This window comes from Erysipelothrix piscisicarius (genome assembly GCF_003931795.1).
Taxonomy (GTDB): domain Bacteria; phylum Bacillota_I; class Bacilli_A; order Erysipelotrichales; family Erysipelotrichaceae; genus Erysipelothrix; species Erysipelothrix piscisicarius.
The window spans coordinates 411,283-427,963 of the sequence record NZ_CP034234.1 but is presented as its reverse complement, the minus strand read 5'-3'; the positions used below and the strand labels follow the sequence as shown (position 1 = coordinate 427,963).

The window sequence follows — 16,681 nt, the reverse complement described above, 5'->3', positions numbered from 1 at the left end:
AAATCAGATAAAATGGGTATCATTTTCTAAAAAATTGTATTAACGGTTTATGGAACGGGACATAATGGTTGTCGTGTGGCGGATACCACGAATCGCAACCGAGAGCGCAAAAATATTTTCCACCAATGCAAGTCCACCATAACCGGCATCACCAATATGTTGAATGTCTGCACCAGCAATCTTATTGCGAATTGCAATATTCTCAATAACTGATTTACTTGATCCTTCTTGACTTGTTCCTATAGCTGTAAGGACAAGACCCTTGTTATTATGAACTACTTTAATTGCACTTATAAGTTCTTCATCTGTAAATCCCGGAACCGTTCCTACTGCTGGCATCAAGATAACATCCGCCCCCGCATCACAAAACGATTTTAGCGTTGCTTCATTAGGAACAACCGATTCATCAACGCCTGCACCATGCATTTTCCCCGCAATAATCATTCCACTAAAGTGCGTACGTGCACTTTGAATCGCTTTCTCAATTTCACGATTTGTAACACCCGTTCCAGGATTTCCAGTAAGACATATAAAATCAAAACCAAGATTTTCAGCTGCTTTCAGTGTCTTCTCAGAACACATTCGGCCCTCGGCAATAACGCCTTGCGACTCTAACATTGCTGCTTTAAAATCCCCCGGTTCAAGATTCACACCAATGGGACGTCCTACCAGCTTTTTAAGCTTTCGTATCGTTTCATGCGGTTCACAATCACCAAGCCCCTCTATGAATGGTTTGAGTGTATCAAAGCCATTGAGAAGAATTAAATCTGCACCAAATGCCTTTGCAACTTCTGCGTTGGTAATGCCCCCTTGGACTGAGCCAAAAACAACATTTTCAGAACAAATTGTCCGACCTTCTGCTGCCTTAATGGCATTCTTTAAGGTTGTACCATCCATCGTCAGAAAATCACTCGCATTGCAATCTAAAATACGTTTACTCATTATAACTCCCCCTTTTGTTTATCATTTTTTATGAACGACAAAACTTACGTTGAATCACACGAACCACCAATCGATAAATGACTTCTGTCATAACAATTGCAATCGCAATCGTTACTGACAATGTAAAGGTTCGAACGAGTAATTCAATACCCAATATATAATCAGCACCAATAAATGCCTTTACAGTTTGATAGGCCATAATCCCTGGAACTAATGTGAAAATTGCAGGAATATTAAAAACAGTTGTTGGCATTTTCAAGTACTTCGCAAACTGCATGGATAACATGGATACCGTTGCGGCACCGATAAATATTGCTAATGTCGTATCAAATCCATGTTGTATCAAACTCCAATTCACAATCCATCCCATCATGCCCGTGATGCCACAAAAAACCAACGCACGCTTTGGTACGTCAATAATAATGCCAAATCCAAGTGCTGCTGCAAATGCACTCACAAGCTGTATCACAATTGTCATCATAGAAATACACCTGCCATTACTTGAAGTGACGCCATGATACCTGAACCGATCATAATCGCAATAAACAATGCCTCAACCATAAATACGGTTCCCGATATTGTATTGCCTACAAGAAAATCACGAATCGAATTCATGATAGGAATGCCAGGAACCATCAACATAATGCTTCCAATAATAACCGTCTCAAAATCTATAATAAGGCCCTTTCTTTGTAAACAAATCGTCAAAACACCAATACTAAACGAGGCAATGAATTTCGCAATAAACTTAACATTTAACTTTTTAGAAGCATAATAATGAATTCCAAAGCCAATCATTCCGAGAAGCATTGTAATTGGAAAATCAAAAAGAGACCCTTCAAAAATCAACATCATAAACGCACTCACGAATGCTGCCGCAACATATTTCATCCATACCGGATATTGCATTGCATCACTATTTATTTCTTTCAAACTCATATAGAGTTCATAAACATCAATTTCATTGGCACTAAAGAGACGTGATAATTGGTTTACATCTGCTAACTTCGCTAAATTACTTCGACGCTTTTGAATTCGCTTCATTTTAATTTGTTCACCATCTGAAGTCGTTACAAAGATACCCGTAGGTAAAACAAAACTAACCCCAGCACCTTCACCTTGCTTAGACTCCAAAATGCGATTCATTGTATCTTCTACACGATGCATCTCCGCACCGTTTTCCATCATAAGTTTTCCGGCTAAAATACAAGCATCTAATAATAATTCATACTCGGTCTTTTCCATTTCATTCCCTTTCATTCTTCTTAAACTAACTTTATTATACCTTAAACATCCACGCGATAGCGGTTTATTTACCGAGAAAATGCAAGTCAGAAATAAATTACAAAAACACTACCTTGTATAATAAGGTACTGTGTGATATATCGTATTAACGAGGTGAGATTATGAACACTCAATTTAAAAAAGGCGTCTTAGAGCTCTGCGTTCTATCACTGCTATCTCAAAAAGAATATTATGGATATGAATTAATCAGTAAGATTTCTGAGACCATCGAAATTACTGAAGGAACGATTTATCCACTTTTGAAACGTCTTAAGGATGATGGATATGTTTCCACAAAATTGGTGGAATCAACCCAAGGCCCATCGCGGAAATATTATGAACTAACCGATCGAGGGAAAACTTATACCATAGCACGCATCGACGAATGGTTCGTATTTACCGGCCATGTAAATGAATTATTGGGAGGAGAAAACCATGACTAAAAATGAATATTTATACATACTGAGAAAAAATCTACAAATTCTACCACAAAACGAGATTGATGATATTATTCAAGATGTCCACGAGCACTTTGAATTTGGACTTGCCGAAGGAAAAACAGAAGCTGAGATTTCACGAACACTGGGTGATCTAATTGAGATGGCACGTCAGTATACTGGTGGCAGAATCTATGAAGAACCACATCATTATGAACCTAAAAGCGATTCCTCGGAGCGTGTATTGACAATTCTAGTTAAAATCATTATTGCATTTTTCTTGATCGGTCCTGTCTTAGCGGCCTATGCGATTCTATTTGGATTCTTTATTTCAGGAATTGTCTTAGCATTTGTGTCCATTCCCCTCCTTTTTGGAGGCATTTTACCAATGATTACCATCCCTACATTCGGCCTTCTAGCCCTCACATCACTTGGTCTTTTGCTCCTTGGCGTCGGAACCACATGGCTTACAATTTATGGTTTTAAAGGTCTAAACTATCTCGTTAAGAAATTCTTTCAATTTAATTTAGGAGGTAATGCATAGATGAAAAGCGTTCGTAAAATTTGGATTCCGATTGTAATGGTAATCTGCGGATGTGTCTGCTTAAGTTTCGCAATCGGAATCCCGCTCAAGAATGTACTCAATGACTCAACGACCATTTTAAATCCTAATGACTTTGAAGACGTTACGCATACATTTAAGTAGGATGTTTCAGCGATTCGAATTGAAACAGGAATTATCAATACATTAACAGTTAAATATGTTGAAAAACCAGAAATCACAATTAAAGGATTTGGAAACCTAGAGCAATATCGTGCTGAAATCAATCATAAAACATTGACGGTAGGAACCATTCCGTCCACATGTCACTTTGGAAAATGTAATATCTCAAATTTTGATTCCCTAGAAATTGAAATCCCTGTTTCCTATATGGGTACAATACATTTTGAAACCATTAAATCCAATATTATTTTGGAAGGGTTGGGCGATGATGCGGTACGTCCCATTTCAATCGATGGTATGAATTCAAACATTACCGCACATAATTTAATCGCTGACTATAAAATCGATAGTATGAATACCAAAATAACAATCAATGATGGTGGAGGGTCAATTCGCCTTAATGGATTAAGTACATCGGCTTACATCAACTCAATTATTGGTAATTTAGATATTGAATCGGATGCGATGTCCGCTTATACAGAATTCCCTCATGGCACCTCTGGATCGTATTCCATTACAATGAATGGGATGAGTAATTCATACTCCAATCCTAATGATAGCAAAAAACAAAGTACACTCGGTCCCTTACAACATCATTTCCGACATGGTATGGAAGGCTTTTCCATAACCTATGAATCTAATGGACTCAGCAACCTAAATTCAAATCTCAACCGCACCTCCTCATCTTTGTCCAAGATTCGGGGTGCGGTTCACTAAAAGGAGCTCCCATATGAAGTATAAACAATTAGATAAAAAAATGAAAGACCAAATTGATATTCTATTAAGCATCGGCTACTCTATGCGCAAGGCAGCACGTAAACTCAATATATCTCATTCTACGATTTCTAGATATAAAAATAATGTCTATAAGAAACGAACGATTGATATTCGAGAAAAATATTCCCACTTAATCGAATATCTGCATTCTCACTATGATCCTAAAGTTCATTGGGTAGAAGTATGCTTGAGTAACTATAAACGATATCATCCATATAAACCGTGTGTTTCATCGCAGCAAGTCTATAACTGGATTAATCAAGGTAAACTTGATATAAAACCAAATAGAATGTGCTATAAACGTCGAAAACGTAAAAAGAGAATTAGTGGAATGATGAATCACTTGAGATGGAACTTGGAAGAGAAAACGGTACTTCCAATTAGCCTTAGACCTAAATACATTGAGGAACGTAACGAGATTGGCCATCTCGAAATCGACTCTATAATCGGTAAGAAACATGAATCTGCAGCGATTATATCCATTGTAGACCGCTGCTCAAGAATGACCTGGCTTATTAAAGCAGAATATCGATATGACTATTACACATCAAACTTAATTCGAAAATTTATTGAAGAGAATAATATAACCACGAAATCGATAACAGTAGATAATGGACTTGAATTTAAAACATTAGGAATTACAGCCAAGCGGTTGGGTGTGAAACTATATAAGTGTGATCCATACTGTTCTTTTCAACGTGGAACCAATGAACGAGCGAATGCAATCGTTAGAAGGTTTATACCAAAAGGAAAATCAATGTATGATATAGCGCAACAATATCTTGATGATATTTGCTTCAAAATTAACTCAATGCCGCGAAAAATATTTGACTTCAAAACGGCCTATGAGATAGACTTTAATAAAAGTGAAAGTGGTGCGGTTGAGATTTGATAAAAGAAAAACAACCAGTTCCTAAAGGAACTGGTCATTTTTTTATAATTCTTTGCGAAGTGTTTCTACTTTTTCACGTAAATATGTTTGTAAGTCAGCACAAACATCACGATTCATGGGCGGAACACCTTCAAGTGGATATTCTTTATCGATGAGTTTGTACTTATTAACACCCATTGTATGATATGGGAGCAATTCAATGCGTTCAATATTATTGAGCGGTGCAATATATTCTGCAAGTTCATCCATATATTCGTAGGTATCATGGAATCCTGGCACAATAACAACACGAATCCATGTCGCAACACCATGTTCTTGTGCTTTCTCAAGGAATTGATGTGTAACCCGAATTGGAGCACTCGTCATTTCACGATATTTTTTTTCTTCCAATCCTTTAATATCGTAAAGAATTGTGTCTGTCACACTCAGAATATCATCAAACGTATCCGGACGTCCAAAACCTGAAGTATCCAAACATGTGCTAATGCCTTCGGCTTTACATGCTTTCATTGCTTCATATAAAAATTCAGGTTGGTTGAGCGGTTCCCCACCACAGAAGGTTACTCCTCCGTCTTCACCAAAATATGGCTTAAATCGGCGAAGCTTATCCATCAATTCATCAACGGTAATGGCATCTTCCGGATCTGTTTTCCACATATCAGGATTATGGCAAAATAAACAACGTAATGGGCATCCTGATAAGAATGCGATGGTACGAATTCCCGGTCCGTCCACCATTCCCATTGTTTCAAATTTACGAACATAACCGGTTCTAGAGTCTTTCATGGTCACATCTCCTTTTTAGTAATACAAGTGTATCATATATCTTAAAATGTACATGCTTAAGGCTTATTTTGTAAGCGTTTACTGAAATAACAATGTTCACAAATTCACGTATTTCACAAAAAAACGTTTGTACTTAGTATACAAACGTTTTGATTTCACAAAGATTAAGTTTTCGTATTACGCTTTATCTTCTCGCCAAATAACGCCACCTAAAGCAGTGAGTTTATTATCAATATCGTCGTAACCACGATCAATATGATAGATTTCACTAATCTCAGTGACACCTTCGGCGATCAATCCCGCAATCACAAGACATGCTCCGCATCGTAAATCCGTTGCTTCTACCTTAGATCCATATAATTTCGAAGGACCTTCGATTGATGCTTGCGCAGGAATCAATTGAATGTTTGCGCCCATGCGGTTTAATTCATTACAATGTTTAAATCGCTCAGCATAGATTGTTTCCTTAACCGTGGAATGGCCGTGCGTTTGTGTAAGCAGTGCCGTTAACGGTTGTTGGAGGTCTGTTGCGAAACCAGGATAGGTTTGTGTTGTAATATCAATTGCTTCGAGCGGTTTATCAGATTTTCGAATGCGAGCATAATCCACACCCACTTCAATATCAACACCCATCTCAATAAGTTTTGAAATCAAAGCATCTAAGTGCTGAGGAATGATATTTTCAATCGTCATATCATCCGCAGCCGCTGCTGCCATAATAATATAGGTTCCCGCTTCAATACGATCCGGAATCATCTCATGTGGCTTACCCGTCAAACGTTCTACACCTTCAATGGTAATCACGTTTGTACCTGCACCACGAATATTCGCACCCATCTTATTTAAAAAGTTTGCGACATCAATAATTTCAGGTTCTTTCGCAGCATTTTCAATGATTGTTTTACCTTCAGCTAAAACTGCTGCAAGCATAATATTGATTGTTGCCCCAACAGATTGAAAATCAAGATAAATTTTCGCGCCAACAAGACGCTCCGCTGAGATTTCATATAAACCATGCTTGTATTCAATGGAAGCACCCAGTGCTTCAAATCCTTTTAAGTGCAAATCAAAAGGACGCGGTCCGAGATAACACCCGCCCGGCATTTGCATTTTTACATATCGATATTTTCCTAAAAGTGCTCCCATAAAATAATATGATGCACGTAATTTTGTAACTGCTTCATGATCTAAATCCACGTTTTTCATACCTGTTGTATTAATTTGGAAATGATCAGGGGTTGGGGAGGATACATTTACATTAAGTTCTCTTAATAATACTGATAAAGATTCAACGTCCGAAATATTAGGAACGCCATAAATATTAACTTCACTATCAGATGCGAGAATGGCTGCAGGAATCAATGCCACTGTAGCATTTTTTGCTCCACTAATTCTTACCTTGCCGTTTAAACGATGTCCACCTTCAATTTTTATAACTTTTGCCATTCAAACAACTCCTTTTGTCCATTGATATTATAACCGATAATGAATAGAAAATATACCTATGTACCGATCTCATTTGATATTCTTAGATTATGAATATCAAATGAGATCGGTACATAGGTATTAAATAAATTATTTAAGGTTTTTGAATTAAATTTTTTTGAATTAAAAAATCGCGCGCAACGGTTTCAGGGTTTTTAACTTCTACATCCACAAGATAGTTTAGATGTCGTGATTCGTCTGTCGTAATTGAATTTGAAAGTTTTTCCAATACCGCTTCAACCCCTGGAAAATCGTGTTCTAAGTCCGCTCGAACAAGAAAAGCGGATTGATAACGAGGAAAGAAATTCAGATCATCTTCAAGCATTGTGACAGGATAACGATTCACCATTCCATCCGCGCTTGTCACCAAAGTCACATCCATATTATCACTAACCAAGCCCGCAAGTTTTAAGCCAATATCAATTGAATTCGCTTCTTTAAAATCCATATCGTAAAACTTCGTTAAGGGCTTATAACGAACCGAGCCGTTATCATCAAAAAATGAATGCTCTGCCGCAAAGATTAGATCTTGAGCAAGCGGTTTAAGGTCTGAGATTGTTTTAATATTATAGGCCTGGGAAAGTTCATCCGTAATTGCAACAACATAAGAATTCGCAGATCCTAGTGGTTCGAGTAATTTTACGTTTGCATTTTCTTGAGCGAGATTGTTTGTGAAATCAAAGAGCGATTGACTTGATGGAATATCCTGAGGATCCTGTTTTAAAAATGTTGTAAGTACAGTGCCATCCCAACTTAATGTCATATCCATGGCACCTCTTTTTATTTGATCAAAGGCTAAATTGTATGCCATCGATGGTTGGATATACACCGAGTAATCTGTATGCGTTTCGATCATGATTTTTGCCATGTAGGTCGCAACATTCATCTCCGCAATATCCCCATCAATAATTACAAGATCACCCTCTTGACGGCTTCCACAACCACTTAGAGCGAGAAGCGCAACGACTAAGATGATTATTTTTCTCATATCGATTTTCCTCCTTGCTTGGCGATCAGACGTTTTTCATACTGTCCCATCGCGGTATCAATCACAAGGGATATAACGACCAAGGCCAGCGTTCCATAACCCAATAGTTTCATATTTTGTGTACGGACACCGCGGTATAAAATGGAGCCCAATCCGCCACCACCCACAAGCGCACCAAATACCGCAACCCCTACCGATGTCACGACTGCAATACGCATTCCTGAGAATATAAATGGAAACGCTATGGGTAATTCAACTTTGAAAAGCCTTTGAATTTTCGTCATTCCCATCCCTTGGGCTGCTTCACGAATTCCCGGATCAACACTTTCCAATCCTGTAACAGTATTTAATACAACGGGGAGTAATGAATACAGCACCAAACCAATGATCACAGTTTTCTTTGTGGGCCCAAAAAAGGCCATCAAAATCCCCAACATCGCAAGTGTTGGAATTGTCTGTAGAATATCTACGATTAATAAAATCGGTTTCTTAAATTTTGGATAGACATACGCAATCATCCCAATCATAAGACCTAAGATTAAAAGAAAAAAAGCAGATACTAAAACAAGAAATAGATGTTCTAAAACCATACTAACGGTCATGATGTGTACCTCCTGTTATAAGGCCTTTAGGCATAAATTTTGTTTGAAGATAATCTACAAAGTATCCCATAAGAATTGCAAGGATAGCCGATGGAATCGCTCCAATTAAGATTGTTTCTTGAACATTGGTATCAATGCCTCGATAAATAAATACGCCCAGTCCACCTTGACCGATCATCGCCGCAAGGACTGCCCAACTTACGGTGTAAACTGTGGACATTCGAATACCTGCAAAGATTGAAGGCACCGCCATAGGCAATTCAACCTTTAAAAGTGACTGCCATTGGGTCATACCAATACCTCGTGCCGCTTCGACATAACTTGCATCCACATCTAAAATTCCTGCATAAGTGTTTTTTAAGACTGGAAAAATCGCATATGCCGTAAGGGCAATATAGATGGTCTTCGGACGCATCCCGGTATATACAAAAAGCACCCCGATAAAAACAATTCCTGGAATGGTTTGAAATAATCCAATTATGGGCATCACATACTTAGAAATCGTTTTAAAACGGGATAGGATTGAGGCTAAAACGATTGCGATAAGGGATCCAAACGTAACTGCGACCACGACAAATTTAATATGTGTCATGATTGCTTTTAAAAGTTCGGGAAGCAATGCACTACTCATTACTATCACCACCCCAAACAACATTCGTTAGACTTCGTGCAATCGAACCCCGTGTAATAATCCCCATCACCTCACGATCATCGTTAATCACAATAACGTAATCGCGTTTATTTTCGGTAATTTCACCAATTGCTTGTTGGGCATCCTCATTTTGATTAAAGGCTGGCACACTTCGTTCAACAACTTCCGACACCCGTTGATAGGTATCGCGTTTTGAAATCATCTCATCAATCCAAGCAACCCCCAAATATCTCTTCGCTTCATCCACCACCACAACACTGTTTAAATCACGGGTACGCATTAACCCCAGACATTCAAGAATCGGTCTTCGCTCAAACACTTTAAAGACATTCGGTTTCATTAAGTCTCCACACGTCAAATCAAATGAAGACCCATTCTCGTGCATCTGTTTTCCCATAAACTGTTTAACTTGCTTGGTAGCAGGATGACGTAACATCTCTTCGGGTGTTGCTTTTTGAACAATTTTTCCACCTTCCATAAAGACAATTGTATCTGCCATTTTTATGGCTTCGTCCATGTCATGAGTAACGAAGACAATGGTAATACCTAATTTTTCTTGAATTGACTTCACTTCATCTTGCAAAGCATCACGCGTTACGGGATCCAATGCACCAAATGGTTCATCCATAAGAATCACGGGAGGGTTTGCGGCAAGTGCACGTAATACACCAATACGTTGCTGTTGTCCACCACTAAGTTCGGATGGATAACGACTGGCATAAGTCTCATAAGGCATTCCAACAAGGGGCATTAACTCCCGTACCCGTTCATCAATACGTTGTTCATCCCACTTCAAAAGCCTTGGTACAATCGCAATATTATCTGCGAGAGTCATATTTGGAAAAAGGCCAATCTGTTGTATGACATAGCCAATATTTCGACGTAAATCAATGACATTCATGTCATCAATCTTTTGACCTTTAATATATATTTCCCCACCATCATGTTTGATAATCCGATTCAACATCTTCAATGTTGTTGTTTTTCCACAACCTGATGGTCCGATAAGGCATACAAATTCGCCTTGATTTATTTTTAGATTTAAGTTTTCAATAACGACTTTGTCGTTATAAACCTTCTTAACATTTCTGTATTCGATCATATATTTTCCTCCTATTTTAATGCTGTCGCATAAAAAAAATGTACGCGACATTTCCCTTAAAATTCATTCAGAATGTTGATTCAAGCACAACTTAATTAAGAGTCAATTATGATGTTTTTAATCATAATGATATAAATAGTATAACGCAAAATACACTTTGAAACAAATTACGCCTGTTTTCATTCCGTAATCAATTCAAGAAAACTTCAAAATAAGCTTCAATTTTTCAAGAATAGTTTGTACATAAATGACTTCCGATTTTTAAATAAAATGGACTGAAAGCTCAATACAGCGTCCCTATCCGTCCAAAACACATGCATGGCATCTTTTATCCAAGATCATTGATATCCATACGAAACAGCGTAAAACATGCACATACGCAAAAAAAGAATCACAGATTGTGATTCTTTGCATGAGATGCCTGAGTATAGAGATAGCCTACCAAAACTGCACCACCAATGATATTACCTGCATAGGAAAATAAAATATTTGATGCGAATTCAGAAAATTGAATCACACCATTTTGCATCCCTGCAGTTAATAAAAACATATTCGCAACACTGTGTTGAAAACCAAGCAAAACAAAAACCATAACTGGAAACCAAATCCCCATAATCTTTCCAGCACCGTCTTTCATTGCGACATTAAGCCATACCGCTAAACCTACAAACCAATTACAACCAATCCCTGAGATTAAAGTCGCGAATGGGGAATACGATGCTTTACCCATTGCCAAACGATTTACCGTTTCACTGTAATGGCTCAGCTCTCCACGTCCTAAAACCAACGCCACAAACACAGCCCCTACCAAGTTCGCAAGTGTAATAACAACCCAATTCATCACGAGTTCTTTTAATGTAACTTTTTGATTTGCATAAGACGTTCCCACTACGGTCATATTACCTGTAATTAATTCTCCCCCGGCAAGCAAAATCACAATTAAACCAATCGGAAATACACTAGCACCCAAAACATTTCCAAATCCGCCATCTACAGTCGCTACGATTTTAATATAGGCAAGATACCCTAACGAAATCATTGCCCCAGCAATAAATCCAAGAATCCATTGTTGCTTTAAGGTTTTATGTACCTTCACAACCCCTAAATCGGATACACGTTCAACCGTTTCATCTAATGAATACATAAGTCTCCTCCAAGTTCCAAATGTAATCTTACGTTGAGATGGCCGGCAATTCAAGGGTACATCCACAAAGTTTGTGAATATTAACGCATCTTTAATTTAAATCGGTTTCAGTTTGGTCAACTTTGTTTATAACCGACATGATTGCACAAAAAAACCATCGACATCATACGATGCCAATGGTTTTATATATGTATCGAATTAAGCTTTGTTAGCTGAACCCATCATATCAATTTTTTCTTTAACTGTTGCACGGATTGCATCGGTACCTGGAGCTAAAAGTTTACGAGGGTCAAATCCTTTACCTTCTAAATCTTTACCTGATTCGATGTATTTACGTGTTGCTTCAGCAAATACTAATTGACATTCTGTGTTAACGTTAATTTTTGAAACACCTAATGCGATTGCTTTTTTGATTTGGTCTTCAGGAATTCCTGAACCACCGTGTAATACTAAAGGAATGCTTCCTGTAGCAGCTTTAATTGCTTCTAAAGTTTCAAAGCTTAAACCTGCCCAGTTTTCTGGGTATTTACCGTGAATGTTACCAATACCAGCTGCTAGGAAATCAATTCCTGTGTCAGCGATTGTTTTACATTCTGCAGGGTCTGCAAGTTCACCTGTACCGATGATTCCGTCTTCTTCTCCACCGATTGAACCTACTTCAGCTTCAACTGAAACACCTTTTGAATGTGCTAATTCAACGATTGCTTTTGTTTGTGCTAAGTTTTCTTCGAATGGTAAGTGTGATCCATCATACATTACTGATGTGAATCCTGCTTCGATGCATTCTTTAGCACCTTCAAAACTACCGTGGTCTAAGTGTAATGCTACTGGAACTGTAATATTTAGTTCTTCTAACATACCGTTTACCATACCAACGATTGTTTTGTAACCTGTCATATATTTACCAGCACCTTCTGATACTGCTAACAAGATTGGTGATTTCATTTCTTCTGCTTGAAGAAGAACTGCTTTTGTCCACTCTAAGTTATTAATGTTGATTGCTGGTACAGCGTAGTGTCCGTCACGTGCTGCTTCCAAAATGCCTTTAGCTGATACTAATGCCATAATAATAAATTCCTCCTATTTATATATCTATTCTACTCTTTTTTTCGCAAATTGCAAAGACGCATTCACAAATCCGTAGAATAATGGATGTGAACGGTTTGGTCTTGACTTAAACTCTGGATGATATTGACATGCCACGAAATAATCATGGTCTTTAAGCTCAATAATTTCCACGAGTTGACCATCAGGACTTAATCCACTGAAGCGTACTCCAGCCTTCTCAAATTGCTCACGATATTTATTATTAAATTCATAACGATGACGATGACGTTCAAAAATAACATCCTCATGATTGTAAAGATCATACACCTTACCCTCATGATCAAGTTGACATGAATAATTACCTAAACGTAATGTACCACCAAGATCTGTGTGTTGTAATTGGTCTTCCATAAGATCAATTACAGGATAATTCGTTTCCGGTACCAGTTCGGTTGAATGTGCACCTTCTAAATCGCATACATTACGACCAAACTCGATCATCGCTACTTGCATTCCTAAACAAATTCCAAAGTACGGAACATTATTTTCTCGTGCATATTGCGCGGCTAAAATTTTACCTTCTACACCACGTAATCCAAATCCTCCAGGTACAAGAATACCATCTAACCCCTTAAGTGTTTCTGTAACATTCTCGGCTGTAATCTCAGCTGAGTCAATCCATTCAACTTCAATTTCACTGCTGCATGCATAACCCGCATGTAAGAGTGCTTCGCTCACAGATAAATAAGCATCATGAAGCTGAACGTACTTCCCAACAAGACCAATTTTAACTTTATGTTGTAGGTTTTTTGCACTGTCAATCATCGCAGACCATTCTGTCATGTCAGCTGCAGGTAAATCACCTAAACCAAATTTATGAAGAATATAATTATCAAGTCCTTGCGCTTCGAAAGAAAGTGGAAGTTCGTATAAGTTTTCCACATTGCGTGATTCAATAATTCCATTCTCATTCACATCACAGAAAAGCGCAATCTTATTCTTCATATCTTGTGTTAAAGGCTCATCACAACGTGTAACAATAATATTTGCTTTGATACCGTGTGACATGAGTTCTTTAAAACTATGTTGTGTTGGTTTTGTTTTGAATTCGTTACTTGCAGGAACCTTAGGAATGAGTGTTGTATGAACAAACACAACATCCTCAGTTTTATTTTCCGCATGGACTTGACGTACCGCTTCTAAAAATGGAAGTGATTCAATGTCCCCTACTGTACCACCAATTTCAGTGATAACAACATCCGCTCCCGATTCTTTTCCAGCATCATAGATTTTATTTTTAATTTCATCTGTGATATGTGGAATAACTTGAACTGTTGCACCTAAATATGCACCTTTTCGTTCCTTATTAATAACACTTGAGTAGACACGACCTGTAGTAATGCTGGCATTTCTCGTTAACTCTTCATCAATGAAGCGCTCATAGTGACCTAAGTCTAAGTCTGTTTCGGCACCATCTTTCGTTACGAAAACCTCACCATGTTGGTATGGTGACATTGTTCCTGGGTCTACGTTAATGTATGGATCAAACTTTTGCATGAACACTTTCATGCCACGATTTTTGAGCAATCGCCCTATCGATGAAGCGATAATTCCTTTACCAATTCCGGATACAACACCTCCGGTTACGAATATATACTTTGTTGCCATGTCTAATCTCCTTCTACTACAAAAATAAAAGCTCCCAATAAATTTGGAAGCTGCTGCCCTTTTATATTTTAGCAAACTTAATATATGAGTTCAACCAAAGACTTCAATTATTCTTCTTCAATGCTTGGAACAATCTCAAATTCTTCGCAATCTTCATCATAATCGTCATAAGTATCTAATAAATCAGGGTCGATTTGTAAACTTTCTAAAGTATGACGTTCGCGTAAATCCCATTTATTTCCTTCTAATGAGATAAATCGTGAATCCATCATCATTGCATTATAGAATGATGCCACTTTTCGTTTTGAAATTTCCTCAGAAAAATTCACTTCTTCAGCGACTTCTTTCCATAATTTACTAAATACAATTTCCTTACGTTTTCGTTTTAATTTTTCATATGCAATATCACTTAATGATTTTGATGACATAGTTTATACCTCCGGTTCCCACCTACATTCGAATTCAAGCGTATCAACGTGTGACCCAGCTTGCTTCAAATGATACCTCATATAAAGAAGACCACTTCTAATTTCTAATGTTTCTACTTCAACCTCGAACACGATAATTCCCTGTGCGCTTGAGACGAGCAACTCTGTTTGTTCGCCTTTACAGAAAACACCTTGTGTTAACCATTCCCCTTGCCGCTTAAATGATACTTCATCATTGGTGAAATCAAGAATAACATATGCATCTTCTTCGTCATACATTATGCGTTGATACGGTCCATAGTTTATGAGATCGGCTTGGGTATCGGTGTGATGAATGGATTCATCACGAGACTTTTGCTTAATAGTGACTTTAGTTTTAATGGAGATCCCCCTTACGTATTTCACCTATGTATTATATGGCTTTGAACAACAATGTCAACATGTTTATTACATAAAGTAAAAAAGTGTGCTTCAATACACACACTTTCATTTTACATTCACATTACTTCACAAAATACGCTTCGATTTCACTTATTTCTCGCATGATTTGTGGGGCTAAATCTTCACATCCATTTTCCGTTACAAGTAGGTCTGTTTCAATGCGAATTCCAATACCTTCTTCAGCGATATAGAGGCCCGGTTCATTTGTAATAACATTACCCGGTACTAAGGGTTGGCCACGATCAATCCAAACATCATGTGTGTCCAAACCAAGTGAATGACCAATACTGTGATAGTAGTAACGCCCTACTTCCTCAATATTATCGATTAGTCCGAGTTTAATACATGATTGTCCTAATGTTTCTTTTGAGATTTCATTTAATTCCATAATTGAAATACCAGGTTTAACCGATTCATTAATGATGTGGAACGTATTCAAGACTTCTTGATAAACTTCTTTTTGGCGTGGTGTAAACGTTCCATTGATTGGGAACGTACGAGAAATATCGGCACCATAACCATTAACACGAATGCCTAAGTCAAGTAAAACAAGTTCGCCATCATTTAACGGTTGATTGTTTGAAATGTAATGAAGCACGGTCGCATTCTTACCACTTGCGCAAATTGTGTCAAACATTAAATCGCCGTGGGCCTTATTGCCTTCATATAAAAAGCGCGCAGCCATGTCATTTTCATTGGCACCTGGTTTCATTTCTTCTACCATTGCTTTGATTGCATGATCCGTTACATCAATCGCGTGACGAATGGCTTCCACTTCTTCAGGATGTTTCATTTGGCGACAACGTACAAGACATTCAAAAATATCCACAACATTTTCTTCGCCTACCGCATCCGCAAAGACAAGACCGGATGAATGTTCAACATCGCCAATGGTATCGTGATCCATATCAACTCCAATTGAGAGTCCTGAATCTAAAACTGATGTTACATACGCATCAAATTCATTAAAGTAACGGACATCTTCAATCCCCGAAATTGTTTGCGCTTCTTCTTTTGTCATAAAATATCCTACCCATTTTTCCATGTCTGGATTAATTTCACGTAAAAATAGGATTTCATGATTTGTTTCTTTTTCAAAAACAACAACCGCTTCAGGTTCTTCAATACCGGTTACATAATAAAAGTTTCGATTCGCTGAGAAAGGGTATTCCGCATCTGCTGAACGACGAACGCCGCATCCGCTGAATAAAAACGTAACTGTCTTTTCAGGCAATTCATTCATCACCTTTTCACGAATATTGATATATGTTTGTTTTTTCAT

At 37.8% G+C, this 16,681-nt stretch carries 20 protein-coding genes; 5 read left to right on the top strand and 15 right to left on the bottom strand.

What is annotated here, in order from left to right; translation table 11 throughout:
* Positions 1–39 precede the first annotated feature (39 nt).
* From EEI45_RS02085 to EEI45_RS02075, 3 genes are read right to left on the bottom strand one after another with little or no spacing between them, the layout of a single operon-like run.
* Positions 40–942, bottom strand: a complete 903-nt coding sequence (locus EEI45_RS02085) for a DUF7916 family protein (protein ID WP_125163958.1) — start codon at positions 940–942, stop codon at positions 40–42.
* Between the two features lie 28 nt (positions 943–970).
* Positions 971–1,423 (bottom strand): threonine/serine exporter family protein, encoded by a 453-nt coding sequence (locus EEI45_RS02080; RefSeq protein ID WP_125163957.1) that lies wholly within the window; start codon positions 1,421–1,423, stop codon positions 971–973.
* Positions 1,420–2,202 (bottom strand): threonine/serine exporter family protein, encoded by a 783-nt coding sequence (locus tag EEI45_RS02075; protein ID WP_228410452.1) that lies wholly within the window; start codon positions 2,200–2,202, stop codon positions 1,420–1,422. Before EEI45_RS02075 ends, EEI45_RS02080 begins: the two co-directional genes overlap by 4 nt.
* Positions 2,203–2,348: 146 nt before the next feature.
* Between EEI45_RS02075 and EEI45_RS02070 the strand changes: the two genes are divergently transcribed.
* The 5 genes from EEI45_RS02070 (at position 2,349) to EEI45_RS02055 (ending at position 5,056) form a co-directional block, all read left to right on the top strand.
* The gene (locus EEI45_RS02070; RefSeq protein WP_125163955.1) at positions 2,349–2,669 is read left to right on the top strand and encodes a PadR family transcriptional regulator; all 321 of its coding nucleotides are present in this window, start codon (positions 2,349–2,351) and stop codon (positions 2,667–2,669) included.
* Entirely contained in the window at positions 2,662–3,207 is a 546-nt protein-coding gene (locus EEI45_RS02065) for a DUF1700 domain-containing protein (protein ID WP_125163954.1), read from the top strand. The genes EEI45_RS02070 and EEI45_RS02065 overlap by 8 nt, the downstream gene beginning before the upstream one ends.
* Positions 3,208–3,369 carry a hypothetical protein gene (locus EEI45_RS08890; RefSeq protein ID WP_228410451.1) on the top strand — a complete coding sequence of 54 codons (162 nt, stop codon included), beginning with the start codon at positions 3,208–3,210 and terminating at the stop codon, positions 3,367–3,369.
* 225 nt (positions 3,370–3,594) lie between these two features.
* On the top strand, positions 3,595–4,104 hold the full coding sequence (locus tag EEI45_RS08885; protein WP_228410450.1) for a hypothetical protein: 510 nt from the start codon (positions 3,595–3,597) through the stop codon (positions 4,102–4,104).
* Between the two features lie 13 nt (positions 4,105–4,117).
* Complete coding sequence (locus EEI45_RS02055; protein WP_125163807.1) at positions 4,118–5,056, top strand: IS30 family transposase; 939 nt, start codon at positions 4,118–4,120, stop codon at positions 5,054–5,056.
* 42 nt (positions 5,057–5,098) lie between these two features.
* Here the strand turns inward: EEI45_RS02055 and pflA are convergent, their stop codons facing one another.
* The 12 genes from pflA to EEI45_RS01995 all read right to left on the bottom strand — a co-directional run bounded on the left by pflA (position 5,099) and on the right by EEI45_RS01995 (position 16,681).
* Positions 5,099–5,842, bottom strand: coding sequence for a pyruvate formate-lyase-activating protein (pflA, locus tag EEI45_RS02050; RefSeq protein WP_125163953.1), 744 nt, complete (start codon positions 5,840–5,842; stop codon positions 5,099–5,101).
* Positions 5,843–6,019: 177 nt separating this feature from the next.
* Entirely contained in the window at positions 6,020–7,288 is a 1,269-nt protein-coding gene (locus EEI45_RS02045; protein WP_125163952.1) for a UDP-N-acetylglucosamine 1-carboxyvinyltransferase, read from the bottom strand.
* A 133-nt stretch (positions 7,289–7,421) separates the two neighbouring features.
* Positions 7,422–8,315 carry a glycine betaine ABC transporter substrate-binding protein gene (locus EEI45_RS02040; protein ID WP_125163951.1) on the bottom strand — a complete coding sequence of 298 codons (894 nt, stop codon included), beginning with the start codon at positions 8,313–8,315 and terminating at the stop codon, positions 7,422–7,424.
* Positions 8,312–8,917, bottom strand: a complete 606-nt coding sequence (locus EEI45_RS02035; RefSeq protein ID WP_125163950.1) for an ABC transporter permease — start codon at positions 8,915–8,917, stop codon at positions 8,312–8,314. The genes EEI45_RS02040 and EEI45_RS02035 overlap by 4 nt, the downstream gene beginning before the upstream one ends.
* Positions 8,907–9,548, bottom strand: coding sequence for an ABC transporter permease (locus EEI45_RS02030; RefSeq protein ID WP_125163949.1), 642 nt, complete (start codon positions 9,546–9,548; stop codon positions 8,907–8,909). Before EEI45_RS02030 ends, EEI45_RS02035 begins: the two co-directional genes overlap by 11 nt.
* The gene (locus EEI45_RS02025) at positions 9,541–10,671 is read right to left on the bottom strand and encodes a betaine/proline/choline family ABC transporter ATP-binding protein (protein WP_125163948.1); all 1,131 of its coding nucleotides are present in this window, start codon (positions 10,669–10,671) and stop codon (positions 9,541–9,543) included. The genes EEI45_RS02030 and EEI45_RS02025 overlap by 8 nt, the downstream gene beginning before the upstream one ends.
* Positions 10,672–11,062: 391 nt before the next feature.
* Positions 11,063–11,815, bottom strand: coding sequence for a formate/nitrite transporter family protein (locus EEI45_RS02020; protein ID WP_125163947.1), 753 nt, complete (start codon positions 11,813–11,815; stop codon positions 11,063–11,065).
* A 198-nt stretch (positions 11,816–12,013) separates the two neighbouring features.
* Positions 12,014–12,880: a class II fructose-1,6-bisphosphate aldolase gene (gene fba, locus EEI45_RS02015; protein WP_125163946.1), complete on the bottom strand. Its 867-nt coding sequence runs from the start codon at positions 12,878–12,880 to the stop codon at positions 12,014–12,016.
* Between the two features lie 27 nt (positions 12,881–12,907).
* Positions 12,908–14,530, bottom strand: a complete 1,623-nt coding sequence (locus EEI45_RS02010; protein ID WP_125163945.1) for a CTP synthase — start codon at positions 14,528–14,530, stop codon at positions 12,908–12,910.
* A gap of 107 nt (positions 14,531–14,637) precedes the next feature.
* Positions 14,638–14,958 carry a DNA-directed RNA polymerase subunit delta gene (gene rpoE, locus EEI45_RS02005; RefSeq protein ID WP_125163944.1) on the bottom strand — a complete coding sequence of 107 codons (321 nt, stop codon included), beginning with the start codon at positions 14,956–14,958 and terminating at the stop codon, positions 14,638–14,640.
* 3 nt (positions 14,959–14,961) lie between these two features.
* The gene (locus EEI45_RS02000; protein ID WP_125163943.1) at positions 14,962–15,363 is read right to left on the bottom strand and encodes a DUF1934 family protein; all 402 of its coding nucleotides are present in this window, start codon (positions 15,361–15,363) and stop codon (positions 14,962–14,964) included.
* 97 nt (positions 15,364–15,460) lie between these two features.
* Positions 15,461–16,681, bottom strand: a complete 1,221-nt coding sequence (locus EEI45_RS01995; protein ID WP_125163942.1) for an aminopeptidase P family protein — start codon at positions 16,679–16,681, stop codon at positions 15,461–15,463.

Excerpts from the sequence above, each read along its gene's own strand:
- EEI45_RS08885 (WP_228410450.1), top strand. The coding sequence starts at position 3,595 with ATGGGTACAATACATTTTGAAACCATTAAATCCAATATTATTTTGGAA.
- pflA (WP_125163953.1), bottom strand. The coding sequence starts at position 5,842 with ATGAAAGACTCTAGAACCGGTTATGTTCGTAAATTTGAAACAATGGGA.
- EEI45_RS02085 (WP_125163958.1), bottom strand. The coding sequence starts at position 942 with ATGAGTAAACGTATTTTAGATTGCAATGCGAGTGATTTTCTGACGATG.
- EEI45_RS02035 (WP_125163950.1), bottom strand. The coding sequence starts at position 8,917 with ATGACCGTTAGTATGGTTTTAGAACATCTATTTCTTGTTTTAGTATCT.
- EEI45_RS02080 (WP_125163957.1), bottom strand. The coding sequence starts at position 1,423 with ATGATGACAATTGTGATACAGCTTGTGAGTGCATTTGCAGCAGCACTT.
- EEI45_RS02075 (WP_228410452.1), bottom strand. The coding sequence starts at position 2,202 with ATGAAAGGGAATGAAATGGAAAAGACCGAGTATGAATTATTATTAGAT.
- EEI45_RS02025 (WP_125163948.1), bottom strand. The coding sequence starts at position 10,671 with ATGATCGAATACAGAAATGTTAAGAAGGTTTATAACGACAAAGTCGTT.
- EEI45_RS02040 (WP_125163951.1), bottom strand. The coding sequence starts at position 8,315 with ATGAGAAAAATAATCATCTTAGTCGTTGCGCTTCTCGCTCTAAGTGGT.
- EEI45_RS02065 (WP_125163954.1), top strand. The coding sequence starts at position 2,662 with ATGACTAAAAATGAATATTTATACATACTGAGAAAAAATCTACAAATT.
- EEI45_RS02070 (WP_125163955.1), top strand. The coding sequence starts at position 2,349 with ATGAACACTCAATTTAAAAAAGGCGTCTTAGAGCTCTGCGTTCTATCA.
- EEI45_RS02010 (WP_125163945.1), bottom strand. The coding sequence starts at position 14,530 with ATGGCAACAAAGTATATATTCGTAACCGGAGGTGTTGTATCCGGAATT.
- EEI45_RS02055 (WP_125163807.1), top strand. The coding sequence starts at position 4,118 with ATGAAGTATAAACAATTAGATAAAAAAATGAAAGACCAAATTGATATT.
- fba (WP_125163946.1), bottom strand. The coding sequence starts at position 12,880 with ATGGCATTAGTATCAGCTAAAGGCATTTTGGAAGCAGCACGTGACGGA.
- rpoE (WP_125163944.1), bottom strand. The coding sequence starts at position 14,958 with ATGTCATCAAAATCATTAAGTGATATTGCATATGAAAAATTAAAACGA.
- EEI45_RS02045 (WP_125163952.1), bottom strand. The coding sequence starts at position 7,288 with ATGGCAAAAGTTATAAAAATTGAAGGTGGACATCGTTTAAACGGCAAG.
- EEI45_RS01995 (WP_125163942.1), bottom strand. The coding sequence starts at position 16,681 with ATGAAAAAACAAACATATATCAATATTCGTGAAAAGGTGATGAATGAA.
- EEI45_RS02020 (WP_125163947.1), bottom strand. The coding sequence starts at position 11,815 with ATGTATTCATTAGATGAAACGGTTGAACGTGTATCCGATTTAGGGGTT.
- EEI45_RS08890 (WP_228410451.1), top strand. The coding sequence starts at position 3,208 with ATGAAAAGCGTTCGTAAAATTTGGATTCCGATTGTAATGGTAATCTGC.
- EEI45_RS02030 (WP_125163949.1), bottom strand. The coding sequence starts at position 9,548 with ATGAGTAGTGCATTGCTTCCCGAACTTTTAAAAGCAATCATGACACAT.